The organism is Labrys sp. KB_33_2 (assembly GCF_052114505.1).
Lineage (GTDB): Bacteria > Pseudomonadota > Alphaproteobacteria > Rhizobiales > Labraceae > Labrys.
Window position 1 is genome coordinate 599,097 of record NZ_JBFREW010000003.1, and the last position, 15,528, is coordinate 614,624.

General features: G+C 58.6%; 16 protein-coding genes and 2 pseudogenes. 6 read left to right on the top strand and 12 right to left on the bottom strand.

The annotated features are described in order from the left end of the window. Positions 1 to 61 precede the first annotated feature (61 nt). The 5 genes from AB4037_RS08305 to AB4037_RS08325 all read right to left on the bottom strand — a co-directional run bounded on the left by AB4037_RS08305 (position 62) and on the right by AB4037_RS08325 (position 3,756). Positions 62 to 982 (bottom strand): DUF937 domain-containing protein, encoded by a 921-nt coding sequence (locus tag AB4037_RS08305; protein WP_441771168.1) that lies wholly within the window; start codon positions 980 to 982, stop codon positions 62 to 64. 275 nt (positions 983 to 1,257) lie between these two features. After that, positions 1,258 to 2,040, bottom strand: a complete 783-nt coding sequence (locus tag AB4037_RS08310; RefSeq protein ID WP_434958312.1) for a L,D-transpeptidase — start codon at positions 2,038 to 2,040, stop codon at positions 1,258 to 1,260. Positions 2,041 to 2,232: 192 nt separating this feature from the next. Further along, positions 2,233 to 2,964 (bottom strand): DUF2459 domain-containing protein, encoded by a 732-nt coding sequence (locus tag AB4037_RS08315; RefSeq protein ID WP_441771169.1) that lies wholly within the window; start codon positions 2,962 to 2,964, stop codon positions 2,233 to 2,235. Between the two features lie 118 nt (positions 2,965 to 3,082). Then, positions 3,083 to 3,418: a hypothetical protein gene (locus tag AB4037_RS08320; protein WP_434958310.1), complete on the bottom strand. Its 336-nt coding sequence runs from the start codon at positions 3,416 to 3,418 to the stop codon at positions 3,083 to 3,085. A 95-nt stretch (positions 3,419 to 3,513) separates the two neighbouring features. After that, positions 3,514 to 3,756, bottom strand: a complete 243-nt coding sequence (locus AB4037_RS08325) for a hypothetical protein (protein ID WP_441771170.1) — start codon at positions 3,754 to 3,756, stop codon at positions 3,514 to 3,516. A 356-nt stretch (positions 3,757 to 4,112) separates the two neighbouring features. Here AB4037_RS08325 and AB4037_RS08330 point away from each other — a divergent pair, with 356 nt between their 5' ends. Then, positions 4,113 to 4,391, top strand: a complete 279-nt coding sequence (locus AB4037_RS08330) for a hypothetical protein (RefSeq protein ID WP_441771171.1) — start codon at positions 4,113 to 4,115, stop codon at positions 4,389 to 4,391. A 406-nt stretch (positions 4,392 to 4,797) separates the two neighbouring features. Here AB4037_RS08330 and AB4037_RS08335 read toward each other — a convergent pair whose 3' ends face one another. Beyond that, positions 4,798 to 5,859 (bottom strand): aminoglycoside phosphotransferase, encoded by a 1,062-nt coding sequence (locus AB4037_RS08335; protein WP_441771172.1) that lies wholly within the window; start codon positions 5,857 to 5,859, stop codon positions 4,798 to 4,800. 132 nt (positions 5,860 to 5,991) lie between these two features. Further along, positions 5,992 to 6,135, bottom strand: a pseudogene (locus AB4037_RS08340) (translation elongation factor Ts); the annotation flags it as partial. 311 nt (positions 6,136 to 6,446) lie between these two features. On the opposite strand from AB4037_RS08340, the gene AB4037_RS08345 reads away from it, so the two are divergent. Next, positions 6,447 to 7,382: a hypothetical protein gene (locus AB4037_RS08345; protein ID WP_441771173.1), complete on the top strand. Its 936-nt coding sequence runs from the start codon at positions 6,447 to 6,449 to the stop codon at positions 7,380 to 7,382. Between the two features lie 4 nt (positions 7,383 to 7,386). Here the strand turns inward: AB4037_RS08345 and AB4037_RS08350 are convergent, their stop codons facing one another. The 4 genes from AB4037_RS08350 to AB4037_RS08365 form a co-directional block, all read right to left on the bottom strand. Beyond that, positions 7,387 to 8,718, bottom strand: coding sequence for a DNA cytosine methyltransferase (locus AB4037_RS08350; protein WP_441771174.1), 1,332 nt, complete (start codon positions 8,716 to 8,718; stop codon positions 7,387 to 7,389). Between the two features lie 76 nt (positions 8,719 to 8,794). After that, a complete protein-coding gene (locus AB4037_RS08355; protein ID WP_441771175.1) occupies positions 8,795 to 9,205 on the bottom strand; it encodes a very short patch repair endonuclease in 411 nt (136 codons plus the stop codon). A 99-nt stretch (positions 9,206 to 9,304) separates the two neighbouring features. Next, positions 9,305 to 10,744 carry a caspase family protein gene (locus tag AB4037_RS08360; protein ID WP_441771176.1) on the bottom strand — a complete coding sequence of 480 codons (1,440 nt, stop codon included), beginning with the start codon at positions 10,742 to 10,744 and terminating at the stop codon, positions 9,305 to 9,307. A 51-nt stretch (positions 10,745 to 10,795) separates the two neighbouring features. Beyond that, positions 10,796 to 11,527 (bottom strand): HNH endonuclease signature motif containing protein, encoded by a 732-nt coding sequence (locus AB4037_RS08365; protein WP_441771177.1) that lies wholly within the window; start codon positions 11,525 to 11,527, stop codon positions 10,796 to 10,798. A 652-nt stretch (positions 11,528 to 12,179) separates the two neighbouring features. Here AB4037_RS08365 and AB4037_RS08370 point away from each other — a divergent pair. The 4 genes from AB4037_RS08370 (at position 12,180) to AB4037_RS08385 (ending at position 15,376) form a co-directional block, all read left to right on the top strand. Further along, a complete protein-coding gene (locus AB4037_RS08370; RefSeq protein WP_441771178.1) occupies positions 12,180 to 12,830 on the top strand; it encodes a recombinase family protein in 651 nt (216 codons plus the stop codon). Between the two features lie 634 nt (positions 12,831 to 13,464). Further along, positions 13,465 to 13,854 (top strand): hypothetical protein, encoded by a 390-nt coding sequence (locus tag AB4037_RS08375; protein WP_441771179.1) that lies wholly within the window; start codon positions 13,465 to 13,467, stop codon positions 13,852 to 13,854. Positions 13,855 to 13,865: 11 nt separating this feature from the next. Further along, on the top strand, positions 13,866 to 14,534 hold the full coding sequence (locus tag AB4037_RS08380; protein ID WP_441771180.1) for a hypothetical protein: 669 nt from the start codon (positions 13,866 to 13,868) through the stop codon (positions 14,532 to 14,534). Next, entirely contained in the window at positions 14,531 to 15,376 is an 846-nt protein-coding gene (locus AB4037_RS08385; protein ID WP_441771181.1) for a ParB/RepB/Spo0J family partition protein, read from the top strand. The genes AB4037_RS08380 and AB4037_RS08385 overlap by 4 nt, the downstream gene beginning before the upstream one ends. A 17-nt stretch (positions 15,377 to 15,393) precedes the next feature. Here the strand turns inward: AB4037_RS08385 and AB4037_RS08390 are convergent. Further along, positions 15,394 to 15,528, bottom strand: a pseudogene (locus tag AB4037_RS08390) (IS481 family transposase); the annotation flags it as partial.

Sequence of the window (15,528 nt, forward strand, 5' to 3'; positions counted from 1 at the left end):
CCGGCGAAGCGCGAGCTTCGTCGCCTTTGTACGTCGAGATGGCTTTCGAGGCCGCGACGCTTCAGCCCAGAAGGCGTGGCGCTGGCAGCTCGATCTGGCCGGTGGTGGCCGGTGCTGTCGCCTGGGGGCGCTTGTAGAGGAAGTACCAGGCGAGGCCACCGACGACCAGGATGGCGATGATGAGATAAAGCCAGGTCATGCTGCCGCTCGATTGCGGCGGTGGCGGCGGGGCGGCCTGATGCTGCAGCCGAGGGCTGGGCGGCGGCTTGGTGTCGAGTGTCGACCGGCTGGCTTGGGCACCCGCCCCGCTTGATCCAAGGGTCGATGTACCCGCAGTCGATGTACCCGCAGTCGATATACCAGGCTGCGGTCCCGTGGCCGAGCCCAGCGTGGATTGAGGCGGGGTGGTCCGGAAGGCGCCGCTTACCGCGGTTTCCAGGCCTTGCAGGAATCCACCGTCGGCGAGACCTGCCGCCAGGCTGGCCGGGAGTGCGGCGGTGATCGCCTGCTTCTCGCCTGCGAAAAGCGCGGCGACCGCATTGCCGTCAGACCAGTTCTCCGGCGATTGATTGCCGAGGGCGCCGACGACGGCCGCGCCGACGAGACCGAGCACGGAAGCGGCAGCCTGCGGAGGGGCACCGGTTGCCTGCCCGAGGACACTGGCCAGCTGGTTGACGCCCTCGGCGCCCAGCAGGGAGGTCAGCACATCACTGCCTCCAGCCAGGGCGTTGGCATCGCCGCTGGTCACGCCAGCCGCCAGCGTGTCGAACAGGCCCGGATCCTGGCTGGAGATCAGATCGGAAATGCCTTTGGCGCCATCGGGGGAAGAGGCTTCGCTGGCGAAGGCCCCAAGCACGGAAGGAACGGCGGCGGCGACCAGTTTTCCGGCCAGTGCCGGGTCGATGCCGATGATCGCGGCGGCGCGTTCAATGAGATCGGGCGTGATCAGTTGGGAGACGAGGCTAGGAAGATTAATGGCCATTTCATTCCTCGCGTCAGAAAATCACGGATACCTTAGTACCCAATCGTCTCCGTTGCAAAACTCGATGATACGAGGCCCGCTGTTCTTTTGGCCGGGCAATGATCGGGCAGGATGAATGCCCGCGGAAATCCAAATTCCTTTACGGAACAGGAAAGGTTTGGATTTCCTGCGCTATGCCGGGAGGCGCCTGGGGCGCGACTTGGCCCTCATTCGGCCAAGCGGAGCGATTGAAGAAAAGCAGCATGGCCGAATGGGGGCCATACTGCTGCGATCGGTCAAGCCGAGCGGCTGGCGCCTGTCGGCAGCACGATCACCTTGGTGCCGACGGGAACGCGCTTGTAGAGATCGATGATGTCCTGGTTGGTCAGGCGGATGCAGCCGGACGAGACCTTGGTGCCGATGGCGGAGGGATTGGTGGTGCCATGCAGGCGATACAGCGTGTCGCGGCCACCGCTGTAGAGATAGAGGGCGCGTGCACCCAGCGGATTGCTGGGGCCGCCGGCCATGCCGGCGCGATAGCGGCCATATTGCTTGGGATTGCGGGCGATCATGTTGGGGGTCGGGGTCCAGCGCGGCCAGTTGGCCTTGCGCGCGATGATGGCCTCGCCCTGGAAATTGTAGTCCGCGACCTTGCCGACACCGACACCATAGCGCAGCGCCTTGCCGTTGCCTTGGATCAGATAGAGAAAACGCTTGTTGGGATCGACGATGATGGTGCCGGCCTTTTCCGATGATTCATAGGAAACCTCGCGGCGCCAGAAGCGGGGTGCCACGCTGGCCAGGTTCACGGCCTTGATCGGATAGGCGCCATCCTTGGAGCCGGCATAGATGGCGGCGTAATGGGGATCGGCCGTCTCGGCCATCTCCGGCGCGCTCGCAGCGGCGGTCTGAGCTTCCTCGGGCTTGACGACAGGCAAAGCGGCGAGTTGCACGGTCGCGCCAGCCTGCGGCGCAATGGCCGGGGTCGCCAGAGGGGTGTCGATCTTCGCGCTTGTCGTGACGCAGCTTGCAAGCATCAGCGGCAAGGCCAGAAGGATAATGCTTCGTGCCAGTATCATTTTAATCCAGATATGTGCTGTTCTTATTCGTCCGCGCCTGCCGGGCTCAGGAGCTGCGGCGGCGCTGGGTGAGGCTGGGCGTATGCAGCCATTGCGGCAGCATTGTGCGCCGGCAGCGAGGTTGTCGGTGCCGGGTGCAAAAGCTCTCGGGGGTGTGTTCTTCCGGCAACAAGGCGGGCTTCGACTGCGGGCTCAGCCTGCCCGACCATTGGCGAGAGGCCAGGTGACGCTGAAACTGAAGGGCGCGAAATGGGCGTGGGGCAGGCCTGCGACCGCGAGGGCCTCGGCCGCCCATTGATTGCAGGTATTGAATGGCCCGTAACGGCCTTTGGCGAGATAGAAGGCCTCGAGCCCCGTGCCGCCGGGGCGTTGCTGGGGCCGGCCGGCAGCGTCGGGCTGGAGGCTTGCTTGGATATGGGCGATCAGGGCCAGCCGGCCCTCCCTGTCGATCGAAAGCGGCAGGCAGTCGGGGTTGGCGACCGGCGGATTGACGGCGACCACCCTGAGGGCGGTGTCGTGCCGGCCGGCGAGTGCCGCCAGAGCGGTCGATACCCTGGTATCGCCCCAGGTCGGCGTTTCCCGGAAAAAGACGAGATCCCCCCAGCCGAAGGCCAGATAGGCCTCGGCCGGCAGGTCGGGCGGGGTTACGGCCGGAAACAACTGCGTCCAATCGATCAGCGCATCCCGGCTCGGCATCACGATATCGGTGTGGGCGAGGGAGGCGCAGAGATAAAGCGTCGGTTCTCCGCCGGCCTGCTGGGCCCGCCCTGACGCCGGCACGAGCGCAAAGCCGATGGCAGCGAGCACGAAGAGGAGAAGGGCGAGCAGCGGCATGGCCGCGAGTACGAGGATCAGGCGCAGGCTCTTCGAGAGCCGTGTACGTCCTACCGTTTCGGCAGCAAACCCAACGGCGGGATCAGGCATGCTCTGAAGATGCCGGCAAGGCTTCCCCCGTGGTGGAACGGTGCGCGCGAACCGAACGCGACGACCTGATCATAGGTGCCCGCTAAAGCAAAGGCGAGGAACCCCCGCAGGGCCGTGCTCAGGCTTTGTCGGTCAGGCTCCGATAGACCTTGGCCGGCCAGGTCAGGGCGTCGGGAAGCGCGCGGGCGATGCTGCTGGCAAAATCGGAAGCAGAGCCGCTGCTCCACTGCCCCTGGACCACCGGGGCCAGTTCAACGCCCACGCCGATCAGATAGACAATGACCAACAAGGATAGAATGCTGCGCATCGTGAGCTCTCTCCAGATGGCCACATCCGACATGGCCCCACATTGGGCGGGAGTGTCGCGAAACTTCGTGGCGGCAGCGTGATCGCCGGTCGAATCCCGGAAAACGCCAATTTCCAGAAGCGTTTCACTTTCAGAGCGATTCGCCAAGAACCGCAAACTCTCGGCTCTTCAGCAAGTTCAATTGAAAGAAGGGCTCGGCCCGAACATATTTCGCTCCAGGCCGGGCCGGTCAAGAGCAGGGCTCAGTCTCGTGCCTTGCCGTTGCGGTCGGCGGCGTCCTTCAGGCGCTCATGCACGCGCTGCATGGCCTGGCGGACGGCGAGCCTGGCCTTGAAGGCGGCGATGCCGCTCGTCGCGCAACTCGGTGAGGCATAGTCGAGACAGGGAATGCCATGCGCCAGGCGCTCGGCGGAGAGCACACCGCAATCCTCGAACAGCAGGCACGGTTCCTCGCCGCTATGCGGACCGCTCAGATGCATTCCCATCGCTACTCTCCCCTGATTCTGTTTGTAGGCTAACAATCCTCCAGGGGCGTGATAGGGGCGTGACCGGCGCGCTTGAGACCTTCGATCACAGGCCTTGCGCAAAGCAGGCCGGCCTGGGGATAATCGGCAGCCTTGTAACCTGGCGGTCACACGCGATAAGCCAGTGGTCTCCAGAGCAATGCGCGTTTAGACGGAAACGCTTGTTTGCTCTAATTCTTTGTTTCCAAGCCAATCCCCAGCGGATTGGCTGGAGCGTCTTTGTGATTCTTGGCATCACCGCCAAATCGCAAAACGCTCCGACGCGGGCCTGGACGCAATCTGCCAGGCCTGCAACATCGCGACGGGGCTGCGGTATCATGGCATTTCGACCCTTGGACTATGACGAGCACCCGACCGTTCTCGCGGCCGAATATCAGCGGATCAAGGCCAACCTGTCCGACAATGAGGCGATGCTGCTCGCCTGCCTCACCAATGTGCTGAACGAATTGCCGGACTGGCTGGACGGGGACTACTCCGCCGGTAGCGCGCTCGATCATGCCAATACGGCGATCGAGGCAATGCTGCGCGGCTCCGGCCTGCTGCCGATACCACCTGAAGCCCGTGAACGGGCGGAGAGAATGCGCGACGACAGTTGAGATGCAGGGCCTGGGTGTCGGCGCTCTGTATGATTAGCCGGCAGCGACTCACAAGGCCGTTGCAGGCACCGGCACAGGACTTCCAAGGTCACAAAATGCAAAAGGCCCGACGGGCCGTTAGCCACGTCGAGCCTTTTCGAAACTGGTGCCCAGAAGAGGATTGGAGAAATCCGTCCCCATATGCACCTAAAATCAATAGCTTAGCGCTTCCACGCAGGGCTCTTTTGTAACGACTTTTGTACCAAGCGCAAGAGGTGTGCCGCCCGCTAGTAGCAGCATGCCGTTCGTGCAGAACGTGGCGCGCAACACCCGGTAATGGCAGCCTGAATTGTGGTCCGGTGGCGCGGCTTGCAGATGGCGGCCTTCGCGCCGAGCCGTAGCCCTGCGTGGTCCACTATCGTCGCCGTCAGCCGAGTAGGTCGCGGCACCCAAGGTCATCAACCGCCAGCAGGATGCGCTCAAGATTGTTCCACCAAACCCGTGGTGGGATTTGGTGCACTGCCTGCCGGACGGGTGTCATGATATGCCAAAGTGCCGATAAGCGATAATCGTCGTCCAGCGCCTGACGACCGTACCCGCTCACGCCGTTAGCCAGAAGCGCCGCATGATATCGATCCAGCAATAGTGGCTCGATCCGGCGCCGACGATCTGGATACCAATGGACCGCCATCATGTAGGCAAGGTCAGTGGTTGCCGTGTCAATGCTCCAGACTTCCCAATCGATCAACCGGACATCTTCGCTTCCGCCGAGCCGGGGTAAAAAGCAGTTCCAGACGTGCGCGTCGACGTTACTGATTGTGAGGTTGCGATGCGAACGGTAGCGGGCAAGGAGATGGGGGCCTCGGTCAAGGAGGCGTTCATAGAGCACACGCCGGTCTCGGGGCACTAAATCACCGAAGTTGTCGATGAAGCTCGCGAACTGATTTGCGAGAATTTGTAAGTATCGGTCCACGCCATCAGCATCGCGCCAGCGACCCACAGAGGAGCCCAAGCGTGAGTCATCCCACCATTCGGCATGAAGACACGCTCTCGCCTGCACGATGCCCACGCATTGCTCTGTGCTGGGAGGTAGCGGCCACGTGGTGGCGATAAAATGCGTGTCCGTTAGGTCTTCAAGCAGCAGATGCCATGCCTTGGTATTCTCGTTCCAACTCGCTTCGAAGCGCCGAGGAACAACGCGAGCCGACATGGCCGAGGCTACGTCACGATAGAACGCAACCTCGCGGCGAGCGTTTTCCGGCGAACCGCCGTCGCTATCAGGAAGCCCCGTTTTGAGAATAAGGGAACTTGGAGCGTCTACGGTGGCGTCGTTATAAGTGAGATGTAACCGCAGAGTGGGTGAGCGTTGTTTCGTCAGCAAATTCTCCGCCACGACATCGGAAATGTGGCCCTGATCGAGTACGCCAATTCGACGAAATAGTTCGCTGAGATACTCAGCCTCGGCCGCGTTTGGTATCGAGGCAGTCATCGCGTCAGGCCCCCCCAGGCAGAGCGAGTGATTAATGCAGTCCCCATGGGGCACGCGACGCTCAAGATGAAGGTCGGGCAACCGAGTTACTAGCCGGGCTTTCGCGTTCCTGGATCATCCGCCCGTCCGATTTTGGCTAAACCCTTTTTTATGTAGCCAGTCCACGGCGCGTTCCACATCCCCGCCCGTTGCGTCTAGTGCGGCCTTGCAGTCCATCAATCCGGCTGCCGTCTGTTCGGAAACGCTTTTGACCATGGCGGCAGTGATATTCGACATTTGTACGCCTCGCGTCGGATGCTGAAACCCCCGATTGGGAAAGTATGGCAGGGCGAGGGGTCGTCAAATCAATTCTCTGACCGGGAAGCAGGGAGAGGAAGAAACTGGTGCCGCTTGCGTGAAAATAGCGGCGACGCACTGAGCCATTGATTTAATTGAATAAATTCGGATGCCCCGACGAGGCTGTATAACAGTCCAGTGCAACATCCTCAAGTCCTTAGGCCATTGGCATTCGGGTCCCCGGTGCAGTTCGAATTGGTCGGCCGGTACCAGATAAACTACGCTGGTTGACTGATTCGAGAGGGCCGGCAATGGCGACGAAACCGAGATCAAAGAAAATCCAGGTCGTGGAATACCTCTATGAGAAACTCAGCCAGGGTGTCGAGCGGGTGGAGGACATGCCCGTAGTGACGATGGGAGACGTTCGCGATGCGATAGCATTTTGTAACGAACGCTATGGCTTGGGCCTCAGTCAATCGAATCCAGCTAATTTCATGAAGGACCTCATTCGAGGTCAAAACGCCTCTAGAAACTGGCCAGAGAGCCTCACAGCGCAAGGAATAGGGGGGCGTCAGCGCGTTGGCGAGGGGCGGGTATTCGAGTTCACGAGATTTGAAGAGGGCCAGACAGAGGCCTTTGCATCGACCATCATACCGAGCGCTGACCTAATACCAACGTCGCTGCAATCTATCAGTCTGTCTCGCGTCGCCAGAAGCCTCGGGCGCCAAGATGAATCATGGCTCATCCAAGTTGCGGTCTCGCTGCGCCTTATCGAGCAGCATTTTGCAACCCGGAAAGGCGAGGTACCAAGGGTCGTTGAAATAAACCACCTTCAGATTGGTGTGAAGCTTGCGAAAAGCGAAGTCGACGCCCTGTTCCTTGCTGTAGTGGAAACGGATGATGGCCGCACGGTCTTGGCCTTGATCACCTGCGAAGCCAAGCAAGAAAATGAACGTATCCTTGAACACCAAATTGTTGAGCAGGTGGTTGCCGCAAACAAGAGCATCGACCCTGATTTACAAATCGGGCTTATCATCCCAATTGCCATAAAAGCGATGAACCAACCTACGGGAGGCGTCTACGTGGCGGAGTTTGAGCCATGGACGCGGGAACAGGCTCAGGTGGCCGAGGACGACTTGGGCGGTTTGGTCTTAGCTTCAGAAAGCCTATTTCAGCTTATGCCGGCCGTATTGGGAATTGGTACCAAGAAGGCGCGGCGGCGAACGAAGCCAACAACGCTAGGCTAGGCTCCTACTCACCCGGCACGCCTAGCGTCATTTGGGCCTCAATGTCATGTTGGCGCCGTTTGCGAGCCCCGCTTTTACGGTCACGCCTACCAATGCTTACAGGTACGTCGAAATACTCGGCGGCGGCGCTCATATCCATTCGCAGCAAGGCGGGGTCACCGAGGTTAATCGCTTTTTCCGGTGCGTGGGGTTGGATGTTCATGGCCGTTATAAGTGCCGCTCCGACCGCTCGCGCAAGCGGCGCCGGGACAGCGTTGCCGATTTGCCTCGCGCCGTGCCATTTCGTCTGATGCAGTCGAAACCAGTCAGGGAACCCATGCAGTCGTGCCATCTCACGGACCGTAATGAGGCGCGCATGCTGGTAGTGAATTGGACGCGGCGATGTGAAGGCGCCACGCGCGGCATCCGTGCCCGCCCTGAGCGTGTTAGAAACGCCGGAAGGCGGCAACTTAAAGAGCCTGGAGATAGGCTCCACTCTTCCCTGCTCAGCACTTAAGAAACGGCGCTTCGATATGTCGGTATGCTCTGTGCGAAGGGACGAGGTCAGATAGTTCGGTGTCCACTTTCTTGGATGAGCGAAGTGCCAACTGTCATTGGACAGCGAGCGCATTTCCCGACCATACGCACTCGGCTCTTTCCAATCCTTACCCGTAAGGCGAAGTTCGTCTGTTGCCCAAAGCGCTTGATATTTGTCAGCGTCGGGCAGGTCCCCGAGAGCGTCCAAACAGGAGGGGCCTTGAGGCAATGCCGTTGCACCGGCAGGCGTGCCGGCGGGCCTACAAATTGGAGCGGGGTAGTCAGGCAGCTTCAGTCCCCGCTTTGCTCCCATAAGGATGAGCCGTTCACGGTTTTGCGGAACGCCATATTCCGCGGCGTTCAACACTTTCCACGGCAATTGAACATCATACCGGTCGCGCAGAGCGTCGATTAGCTCCTCTAGGAGTGCCCGATGGGAGCCAAGGGTGAGTCCCTTGACGTTCTCAAAAACGAAGTAAGAGGCATCCAAGTCGCGGACTATTCGAACAAACTCAGCGACAAGACGATTGCGTGGGTCGTCCAAAGCGCGTTTGCCAATCATTGAAAAGCCCTGGCACGGTGCCCCGCCGACCACGACATCAACCTTGCGAGCCCCTATCCCAGCGGCGTTACGAATGTCGGCTGCGGAAACGGTGGTAACATCGCGACAAAGCACGGCACAGTTTGGGAAATTGAATGCGTGAACCGCTGCGTGGACGGGGTCGATTTCAACGGCTGCGACGACGTCAAAGCCAGCTTGCTCAAAGCCGAGGCTCATACCGCCGGCACCCGCGAATAGATCGACGACGATTGGTCTCACGATAACATCCTCAGCGATTTCGAGGCTCTATTGTCACAAAGCTAACTGAATCGCCTCCCCAAGTCGATCGATTTTTTTATCCGGGCCGAAGAAATCCTTTAAGCGATTCCTCCAGGACCTCCGCATCAGTCGTCTGGCATTGCCACAGTGTCAGGACTTGCCAGCCATTCTCGACTAGTGCGTTAACGGCATTGGCGTCCCGTTCCATGTTGCGTTCGATCTTCGGTGCCCAATAGCTAAGGCGGCTCTTAGGTAGCCGGCCTTTCTTGCAGTCATGGCCATGCCAAAAGCAACCGTGAACAAAAATAGCCTTCCGAAGCGAAGGGAAAACCAAGTCGGGCGTGCCAGGAAGGTCCTTCCTATGCAGGCGATAGCGGAATCCCAGAGCATGGGCCGCGCGGCGTACAACCATCTCTGGTCCGGTGTTTTTGGTTTTAACACTTTGCATTATTCGCCGACGTTGGTCTTGCGTCCTTGTATCCACCATCGCTGTCGCTTGATCTCCAATCCCATTGACTCAGAGTAGCGGCCTTCCCACCGACCGACGTGGGCCATCCGACCACGGGGCAAAAGCCAACCCTCAAGCCTAAACTTTGCTAACAGTAAAGTCATAAGGATAACGGACGCCACTTCCTATCAGAGGCTGACTGTACGTGAATCTTATATAAGTGAGCGGGATCATCATTTGTTGAGATATCATATCTTCAAACTGCTCTTTTGAAATCGTGTGGTACATTCGTCCTAGCTCAGCATCTTCGGGCTCCAAAGGCCGTAGAATGCTCGACCCCGCCAAATATATATCTGAAACAAAGTTTGCGCTATCAGCAGTGCTAAGCTTCACATCTAAAGATATAGGATGGCACTTTCCAGGTAGATAATAATACTTCTCTGAGTACCTAGAAAGGCAGCCAGCTATAAAATCAAAACTCGATTTGAGGCCGGGGATACGTTCGAGCTTAAACGCTCTGTTAAATGCTCGTGACTTTGGCTGTGACCTAAATCGTCCCTCTGAGTCAAAAAATATCTCAAAAAGTATTCCGTCCAGTATGGCCTTCCTATTCTGGGGCAACAGCGCTGCGGTGCGCTCGACGAAATTATCTATGAAGGTACAGGCCGAGTCCGAACTACCATCCGCTGCTTGGAGAATATTTCTACCAAACACGAATAGGTCATCTAGACTGACGCTATTGCCATCTGTGGCTCTAAACCTACCAATCGCAGGGTTCTGGGTATACCAGTTTTGACTTTTCAATGCAGTGATTATGCTGTGAACCGGATTTCCCGCGTCAATCGAAAACGTCTTGTCGTTAATTGCAACGGTGCCGTAGTCTTTGACAATTGTGGCAGTGCTTCGGTTGAAGAAAAATTCGCCAGAGAGTGAGGTATGCTCCCATGATATCTGTCTTTGATCAGTGGAGGCGCTAAGCGAATTTCGCACGCGCTTGAACATTGCCTCTATGGTCAAGTCTTCAGCATCAATATGCTGGAGCAGAGCGGCGGTATATGCGCCGTTTGTCCCCCTACCGTCGTCCGCTACCTGACCTGGGGAAGTGGAATATGCGATGAGTGTGCCACGCGGGGCGTAGACGGCCGCCAGGCCACGAAGCTCCCCACGCCACCCGCGCTCCCAGGGATTGTTTCGACAGGCGTCCAATATTAGGATGGCTGTGCTAGTTTTTGCCTTCTCCATTCGGTCAATGACCATGTTAAGCGGCAGCGAAGAATATTTAACCTGGGTCTCGTCTGAAACATCCGTATCAATAGCGAGCAGGTAGTTTTCCCCGTCGATTTGTACGCCGTGGCCTGCAAAGAAAAAAAGGCCAACATCACCATTTGCCGATGCGCTGCAAAAAGCACGCAGAGCGGTTTCCATGGCGGCTTTTGTAGCGTCGACCAAAGTCGTAACTGCAAAGCCACTGGTTATGAGTTTTGCCGATATGTCGTGTGCATCGTTGCCTGGATTCTTTAATTTGCCAGAGGTTTGATAATCCTTATTTCCAATGACAAGTGCCGTCAGTGTGGGCATAGGTGAACCAGTTTCTTGGTGAGTTTTTGGGGGCATGGATATGCTTTAATATCAATGCGCCGTCAAAGGCTGTGTAATAAGGCAAGGGCCGGAGGGATGACCTAAAACTTCATCCGAAACGAGCCAGAAAATCCTTAAAGCAATTTTACCGAGACCGTGCAGGGCGTTATGACAATTCGCACATATGAGCGCCAAGTTGTCGATTGTCGTGACCCGCTGGCCTCCCGATATTGCAACCTTGTGGTGAACCTCAAAAATGCGTTCCACGGCGGAGCCGTAGGCCTCATGTCCTGTGGTCCCGCATGCCTCGCACGTCATTTTGCCCTTGGCGCGCGCGAGTCCCCGCTTGATTGATGCGAGTTGGGCATGGCGCGTTGAGGTGGCAGACCAAAGACCTCGGCGCTTACCTTCTGGATAGCCGAGAAGTATGCGGACCGGAAGCTGTTCATATTGTGCTCCGACACTGTCTTCCCGCCATGCGATTTGAGTATCCAGCGGATATTTCTCTTTTGTATTTGGAAGTTCGGCAGGAACGATGATCATGTCACCAGGAAAAATCCCCTGCTTTGCATTCGCAGCAGCGTGCTTCCCTCCGTACCGAAAAAGCAAGCCGCTATCCATGGGCACAAGATCGAATTTTGAACTCACCATCTCCTTGCCGAGCATTGTTGGATGTTGCTGGTCTTGGATCTCCCGTTTCTTCTCAAACCAAGAAAAGTCAATAATATCAACTGAACCCCTGGCGTCTTTGTTGCGCCACTTGATGAGAATGTGCTCAGGCAAGTCGATATTCTCCCTTGAGGACTAGCTAACCCTCGCTCAGAGGGAAGTGCAAAACAATTTTAAGCCAGCCATTTGAGAACCCGCCTCGACGGAACTGAACGCGCGTTTCCCCCGTGCCCCGCCTGCGGTGTCGTGGAAGGGTAAAACTGCGCGCTGGAGTGGCCGCTTCGGAACCCCGGGTTGCTTAATCGCTTGCGGGTATTTCCGACCAATGAAATACATACTGCCTGAGCATACCGGAGGCGGTCAGAGGTTCGGGAATAGGTTCATTGTGCAGGCCCAGCGAGTGTCCATCAATGCCCTCCGTGAACTCCGCCCTGCGCCAACCCAACTCCGCCTGATCAACAGTGCGAAAGGCCGCGTTGATATTAATCGCAACCAAGTCCATGCGTCTTGTCATCCAAATTTGTATGCTCGCTACACGGACGGGAGGTAGTGATTGGGGCGTTCCGCGACAAGTACCCGTTCATTTTTGCTTGGCGGGTGTTAGGCACGCCGCAAGGCAGAATGATGTATCTGTGTCCTAAAGGGTATACCTCAATGGACAGGCCGAAAGGCGTTCGAAGGGGTGTACGCTAGGGTTGACATCGTTCTACGGACATGCATTCTTATGGACATGACCCTTTCGTACATCTCTGGAGCATCGGCCATCATGTCCCGCACCGTCCTCTATGCCCGCGTCTCGACCACCGAGCAGAACATTGCCCACCAGCGTACTCAGGCCGAACAGGCTGGGTTCAAGATTGATGAGGTAGTGGCCGATGATGGTGTGTCCGGTGTTGCCACCACGCTCAGGGAGCGCCCCGAGGGCCGCAGACTTTTCGACATCCTTCGCGCTGGAGACACGCTCGTGGTCCGCTGGGTTGACCGCCTCGGGCGCAATTACCAGGACGTATGCGAGGCCATTCGGGAGTTCATGAAGCGGGGCGTGGTCATCCGAACTGTCATCAACGGCTTGACTTTCGACGGGGCGACCAAGGACCCTATGCAGCAAGCAGTTCGGGATGCCCTTATCGGCTTCATGGCGGCCCTCTCACAGGCCCAGGCGGAGGCTACAAAGGAAGCCCAGAAGGCCGGCATAGCGGACGCCAAGGCCAAGCAGGAGCGTGGGGAGGAGCGCCCATATCTGGGCCGCAAGCCAAGCTACAGCCGGGAGCAACTGGAAATTGTCCGGGACATGCTGACGAGAGGGGCGGGCGCTTCCGAAATTGCCAAGGTCGCAAAGCTGACGCGGCAGACGGTAATCAGGGTGAGGGAAGAGCCGACGAAGGCGGAAGCCGCGTTGGCCGCTTGGGGGCTATGAGAGGCACCACAGGCCTGATCTGTGGGTGTCCGCACTTTTTTGCGGAGACCTCCAGGGCATCGCGCGCTTAAGCACGGCAGGTTGGTTTCGGTCATCTTCGGAGGCGCTCCCTCACCGCGCGGGCCGCGCTATCAGGTCCTCGGCTATTGTCCCGGTTTGAAATCGGGGACAATCCTGCCAACGAGGAACTAGTCCTCGCCTTCGACCTAAAGTTCCAGACGGCAAATCAACATATAGTAGCGCGCGCCCGTGAGAGGCTCCGCGGCACCTTGCTGTTTCATTGAGATGCGGAGAGGGGTGACGGGCGTTCTCTCGGACGGCTGCGTCGCAATGGGCTGACCACCAAGGGCTTCCACGGGGCATCTCCGGGCATTTGAAGGCCCATGCAATTAGGCCTCACGGTAGGAATAGAAGGCGTGACGTTTCCGCACTCGCGGCGGGTGTTGTGCCTCTGGGTACTGAACATACTAGATCTAGTAGTTCGTGCCTGCCCGCGCTCCCCAGCGCTCGGCGTTCCTCCTGAAGCGTTCGGTGTGTAAACTGCCATCGACGCAATTAGAGCCCACCCCAGGAGACAGTACGTCTCTAACGGCTAGGCCAAATCAGCCCTGCCTCCCTTCAAGGACACCCATCAATGTCGATCACCATCATCACCACGCCTGCAAAGGCGGGGCGCTTTCACGCGTCCATTTCTGGCCGTCATGTCGGCACCTTTCGCACACCCCTTCTATCTGCCGCTCGGGCGCTTCTCAGGGACGGCGTCGATCCATCAACCGCAATTACTCTGCTGCACTCCGGGGCAACCTTCGATGCCCTTCGCTCGACCGTTGGCGTTGCCGCAAAGCTCACCGTCAAAGAGGACGATGCGGGGAGGCAGCTACCGCACTTCGTGCCGTACCGGGCCTTTGCCGGGCACGCCGTGTCAGCCCAGCCACGTAGACCTTCAGACAGCCCTTCATTGCACCGCCCTCCCCAACACCGTGCACCGCACGACTTTGCCGAAATTGCCGGCACCCCCGCTTAAGGAACACACACATGACGAGACTTAATACCCGGCTCTGCACCGTACCCGGCTGCACGGCCAACGCCCACGGCCATGGAAGGTTCTGCAATGGCCATAACACCAGCTACCGCCGTCACGGTGCGCCCATGCAGAAGGGCATTAGCGCGGTAGAGCTTCGGCCCTACCTGGAACTGGTTGACCAGCGCATCGCGAAGAACCAGGAAAGCCCGCTGTGGGCTGCGCTCGATGGACGTTGGCAGGACCTCACGGTTGCCGCTCGGGGCATCGCGGAAACTGGCAAGGCCCAAGCCCGGTGGCAGCGTGAAGCGGCTCTCGCCTTGGTCAAGCTCACCGACAGCACCGCGCCTCGGGATATCGTCCGCACGGTGCTTGCCCTGTACATCATGCAGGACAGCGAGGGGCGGCGCTTTGTCGATGACCGGGCCTTCCAGTTCCAGCTTGTCCGCCGTGTTCGTCTCCTCTCAGAGGTGAATGTCGGCCGATACCAGAGCAGCGCTACAGGCAAGACGAAGCGCGTCTATCGAGACCTCGCGCCGCGCATCGTCCTCTGCCTTGCCAAGTGGCTGGTGGAATTCTTCGGCACTGCCGGGGTTTGGATAGCCAAGCTGGAGAGAGACCAGAACGAGACCCAACAGAGGGAACGTGAAGATGTGAAGACGGCACTGAGGGGGCTGAGATGACCGACATCATGACCAAGACCGGGACGGAAGGCGACCGTGCCCAGGTCACCGCACCGAACGAACTCCTTGCGGAGATGATGAAGAGGATGGAGGCCACGCCAGCCCTCGTCGAGTTCCCCGAAAGGCTTCCTGTCGCCGCCATCCGTGAATTGCCGGTGCTGTTCCAACCTCGGGGCAGCAAGGGCATTGACGAGCGCCACGTCTCAGACCTTGCGCGCGGCATTGAAATGCATGGGGACCTCGACCCCGTGTTGGTCATGCGCATTGGTGGGGACACCTACCTCCTCGACGGGCACCATCGCGTGGCCGCTTACCGGTTCAAGAAGGTGCGCGAACCTATCCCCGTGCGGCACTTTCACGGGACCGTTGAGGACGCCGTTCTGGAAGCCGGCAAGGCCAATAGCCGGGCCAAGCTGCCGATGAGCACGCAAGGCAGGCTCAATTATGCATGGAGGCTTGTCCGCCTCGGGACGTACTCGAAAAGTCAGATAGTGGGTGCATCTGGAGCCTCAAACGGACAGGTGGCGGTCATGCGACGGGTCAAGAAGAAGCTCGGCGAGGGTGCCGACAACCATGAGCATTGGTGGCAGGCCCGAGAAGCTGCACAAGGAAAGGAGCGCAGGATGATGAGCGGCGATGAGCACGAAGCATTTCTCACCGAGATGGCAGACAGCTTCGCGGACAGGCTCAGCAAGACGTTCGCCAACAAACTCTCAACCAACCCCGAAATCGCAGCGAGGGCTCTCGTGGCCCACTTCGGGCGGAATGCGAAAGCCCTCGTGGTGGAACTTCAGGGGCTCGTTGGCGATACCTTTGAAGAAGACGAAGAGGGCGACTTCTAGCCAAACCTGTGCATTCCCTAGGTGTTTAGTCCCGGCATTTGGTGGATTGGATTGAGGGTGAAGTTTTCCGGTTCGATTGTCCATCGTTTGCAGATGAACTCGTAGGCTGTGAGCCCCTTCAGTGTCTTCAGGCGCCGGCCAAAATTGTAGGC

What these genes read in the sequence shown, in the direction of transcription:
- AB4037_RS08325 (WP_441771170.1), bottom strand. Translation starts at nt 3,756, where the DNA reads ATGGGAATGCATCTGAGCGGTCCGCATAGCGGCGAGGAACCGTGCCTG.
- AB4037_RS08370 (WP_441771178.1), top strand. Translation starts at nt 12,180, where the DNA reads ATGTCCCGCACCGTCCTCTATGCCCGCGTCTCGACCACCGAGCAGAAC.
- AB4037_RS08380 (WP_441771180.1), top strand. Translation starts at nt 13,866, where the DNA reads ATGACGAGACTTAATACCCGGCTCTGCACCGTACCCGGCTGCACGGCC.
- AB4037_RS08335 (WP_441771172.1), bottom strand. Translation starts at nt 5,859, where the DNA reads ATGACTGCCTCGATACCAAACGCGGCCGAGGCTGAGTATCTCAGCGAA.
- AB4037_RS08345 (WP_441771173.1), top strand. Translation starts at nt 6,447, where the DNA reads ATGGCGACGAAACCGAGATCAAAGAAAATCCAGGTCGTGGAATACCTC.
- AB4037_RS08330 (WP_441771171.1), top strand. Translation starts at nt 4,113, where the DNA reads ATGGCATTTCGACCCTTGGACTATGACGAGCACCCGACCGTTCTCGCG.
- AB4037_RS08360 (WP_441771176.1), bottom strand. Translation starts at nt 10,744, where the DNA reads ATGCCCACACTGACGGCACTTGTCATTGGAAATAAGGATTATCAAACC.
- AB4037_RS08310 (WP_434958312.1), bottom strand. Translation starts at nt 2,040, where the DNA reads ATGATACTGGCACGAAGCATTATCCTTCTGGCCTTGCCGCTGATGCTT.
- AB4037_RS08355 (WP_441771175.1), bottom strand. Translation starts at nt 9,205, where the DNA reads ATGGTGGATACAAGGACGCAAGACCAACGTCGGCGAATAATGCAAAGT.
- AB4037_RS08305 (WP_441771168.1), bottom strand. Translation starts at nt 982, where the DNA reads ATGGCCATTAATCTTCCTAGCCTCGTCTCCCAACTGATCACGCCCGAT.
- AB4037_RS08315 (WP_441771169.1), bottom strand. Translation starts at nt 2,964, where the DNA reads ATGCCTGATCCCGCCGTTGGGTTTGCTGCCGAAACGGTAGGACGTACA.
- AB4037_RS08385 (WP_441771181.1), top strand. Translation starts at nt 14,531, where the DNA reads ATGACCGACATCATGACCAAGACCGGGACGGAAGGCGACCGTGCCCAG.
- AB4037_RS08375 (WP_441771179.1), top strand. Translation starts at nt 13,465, where the DNA reads ATGTCGATCACCATCATCACCACGCCTGCAAAGGCGGGGCGCTTTCAC.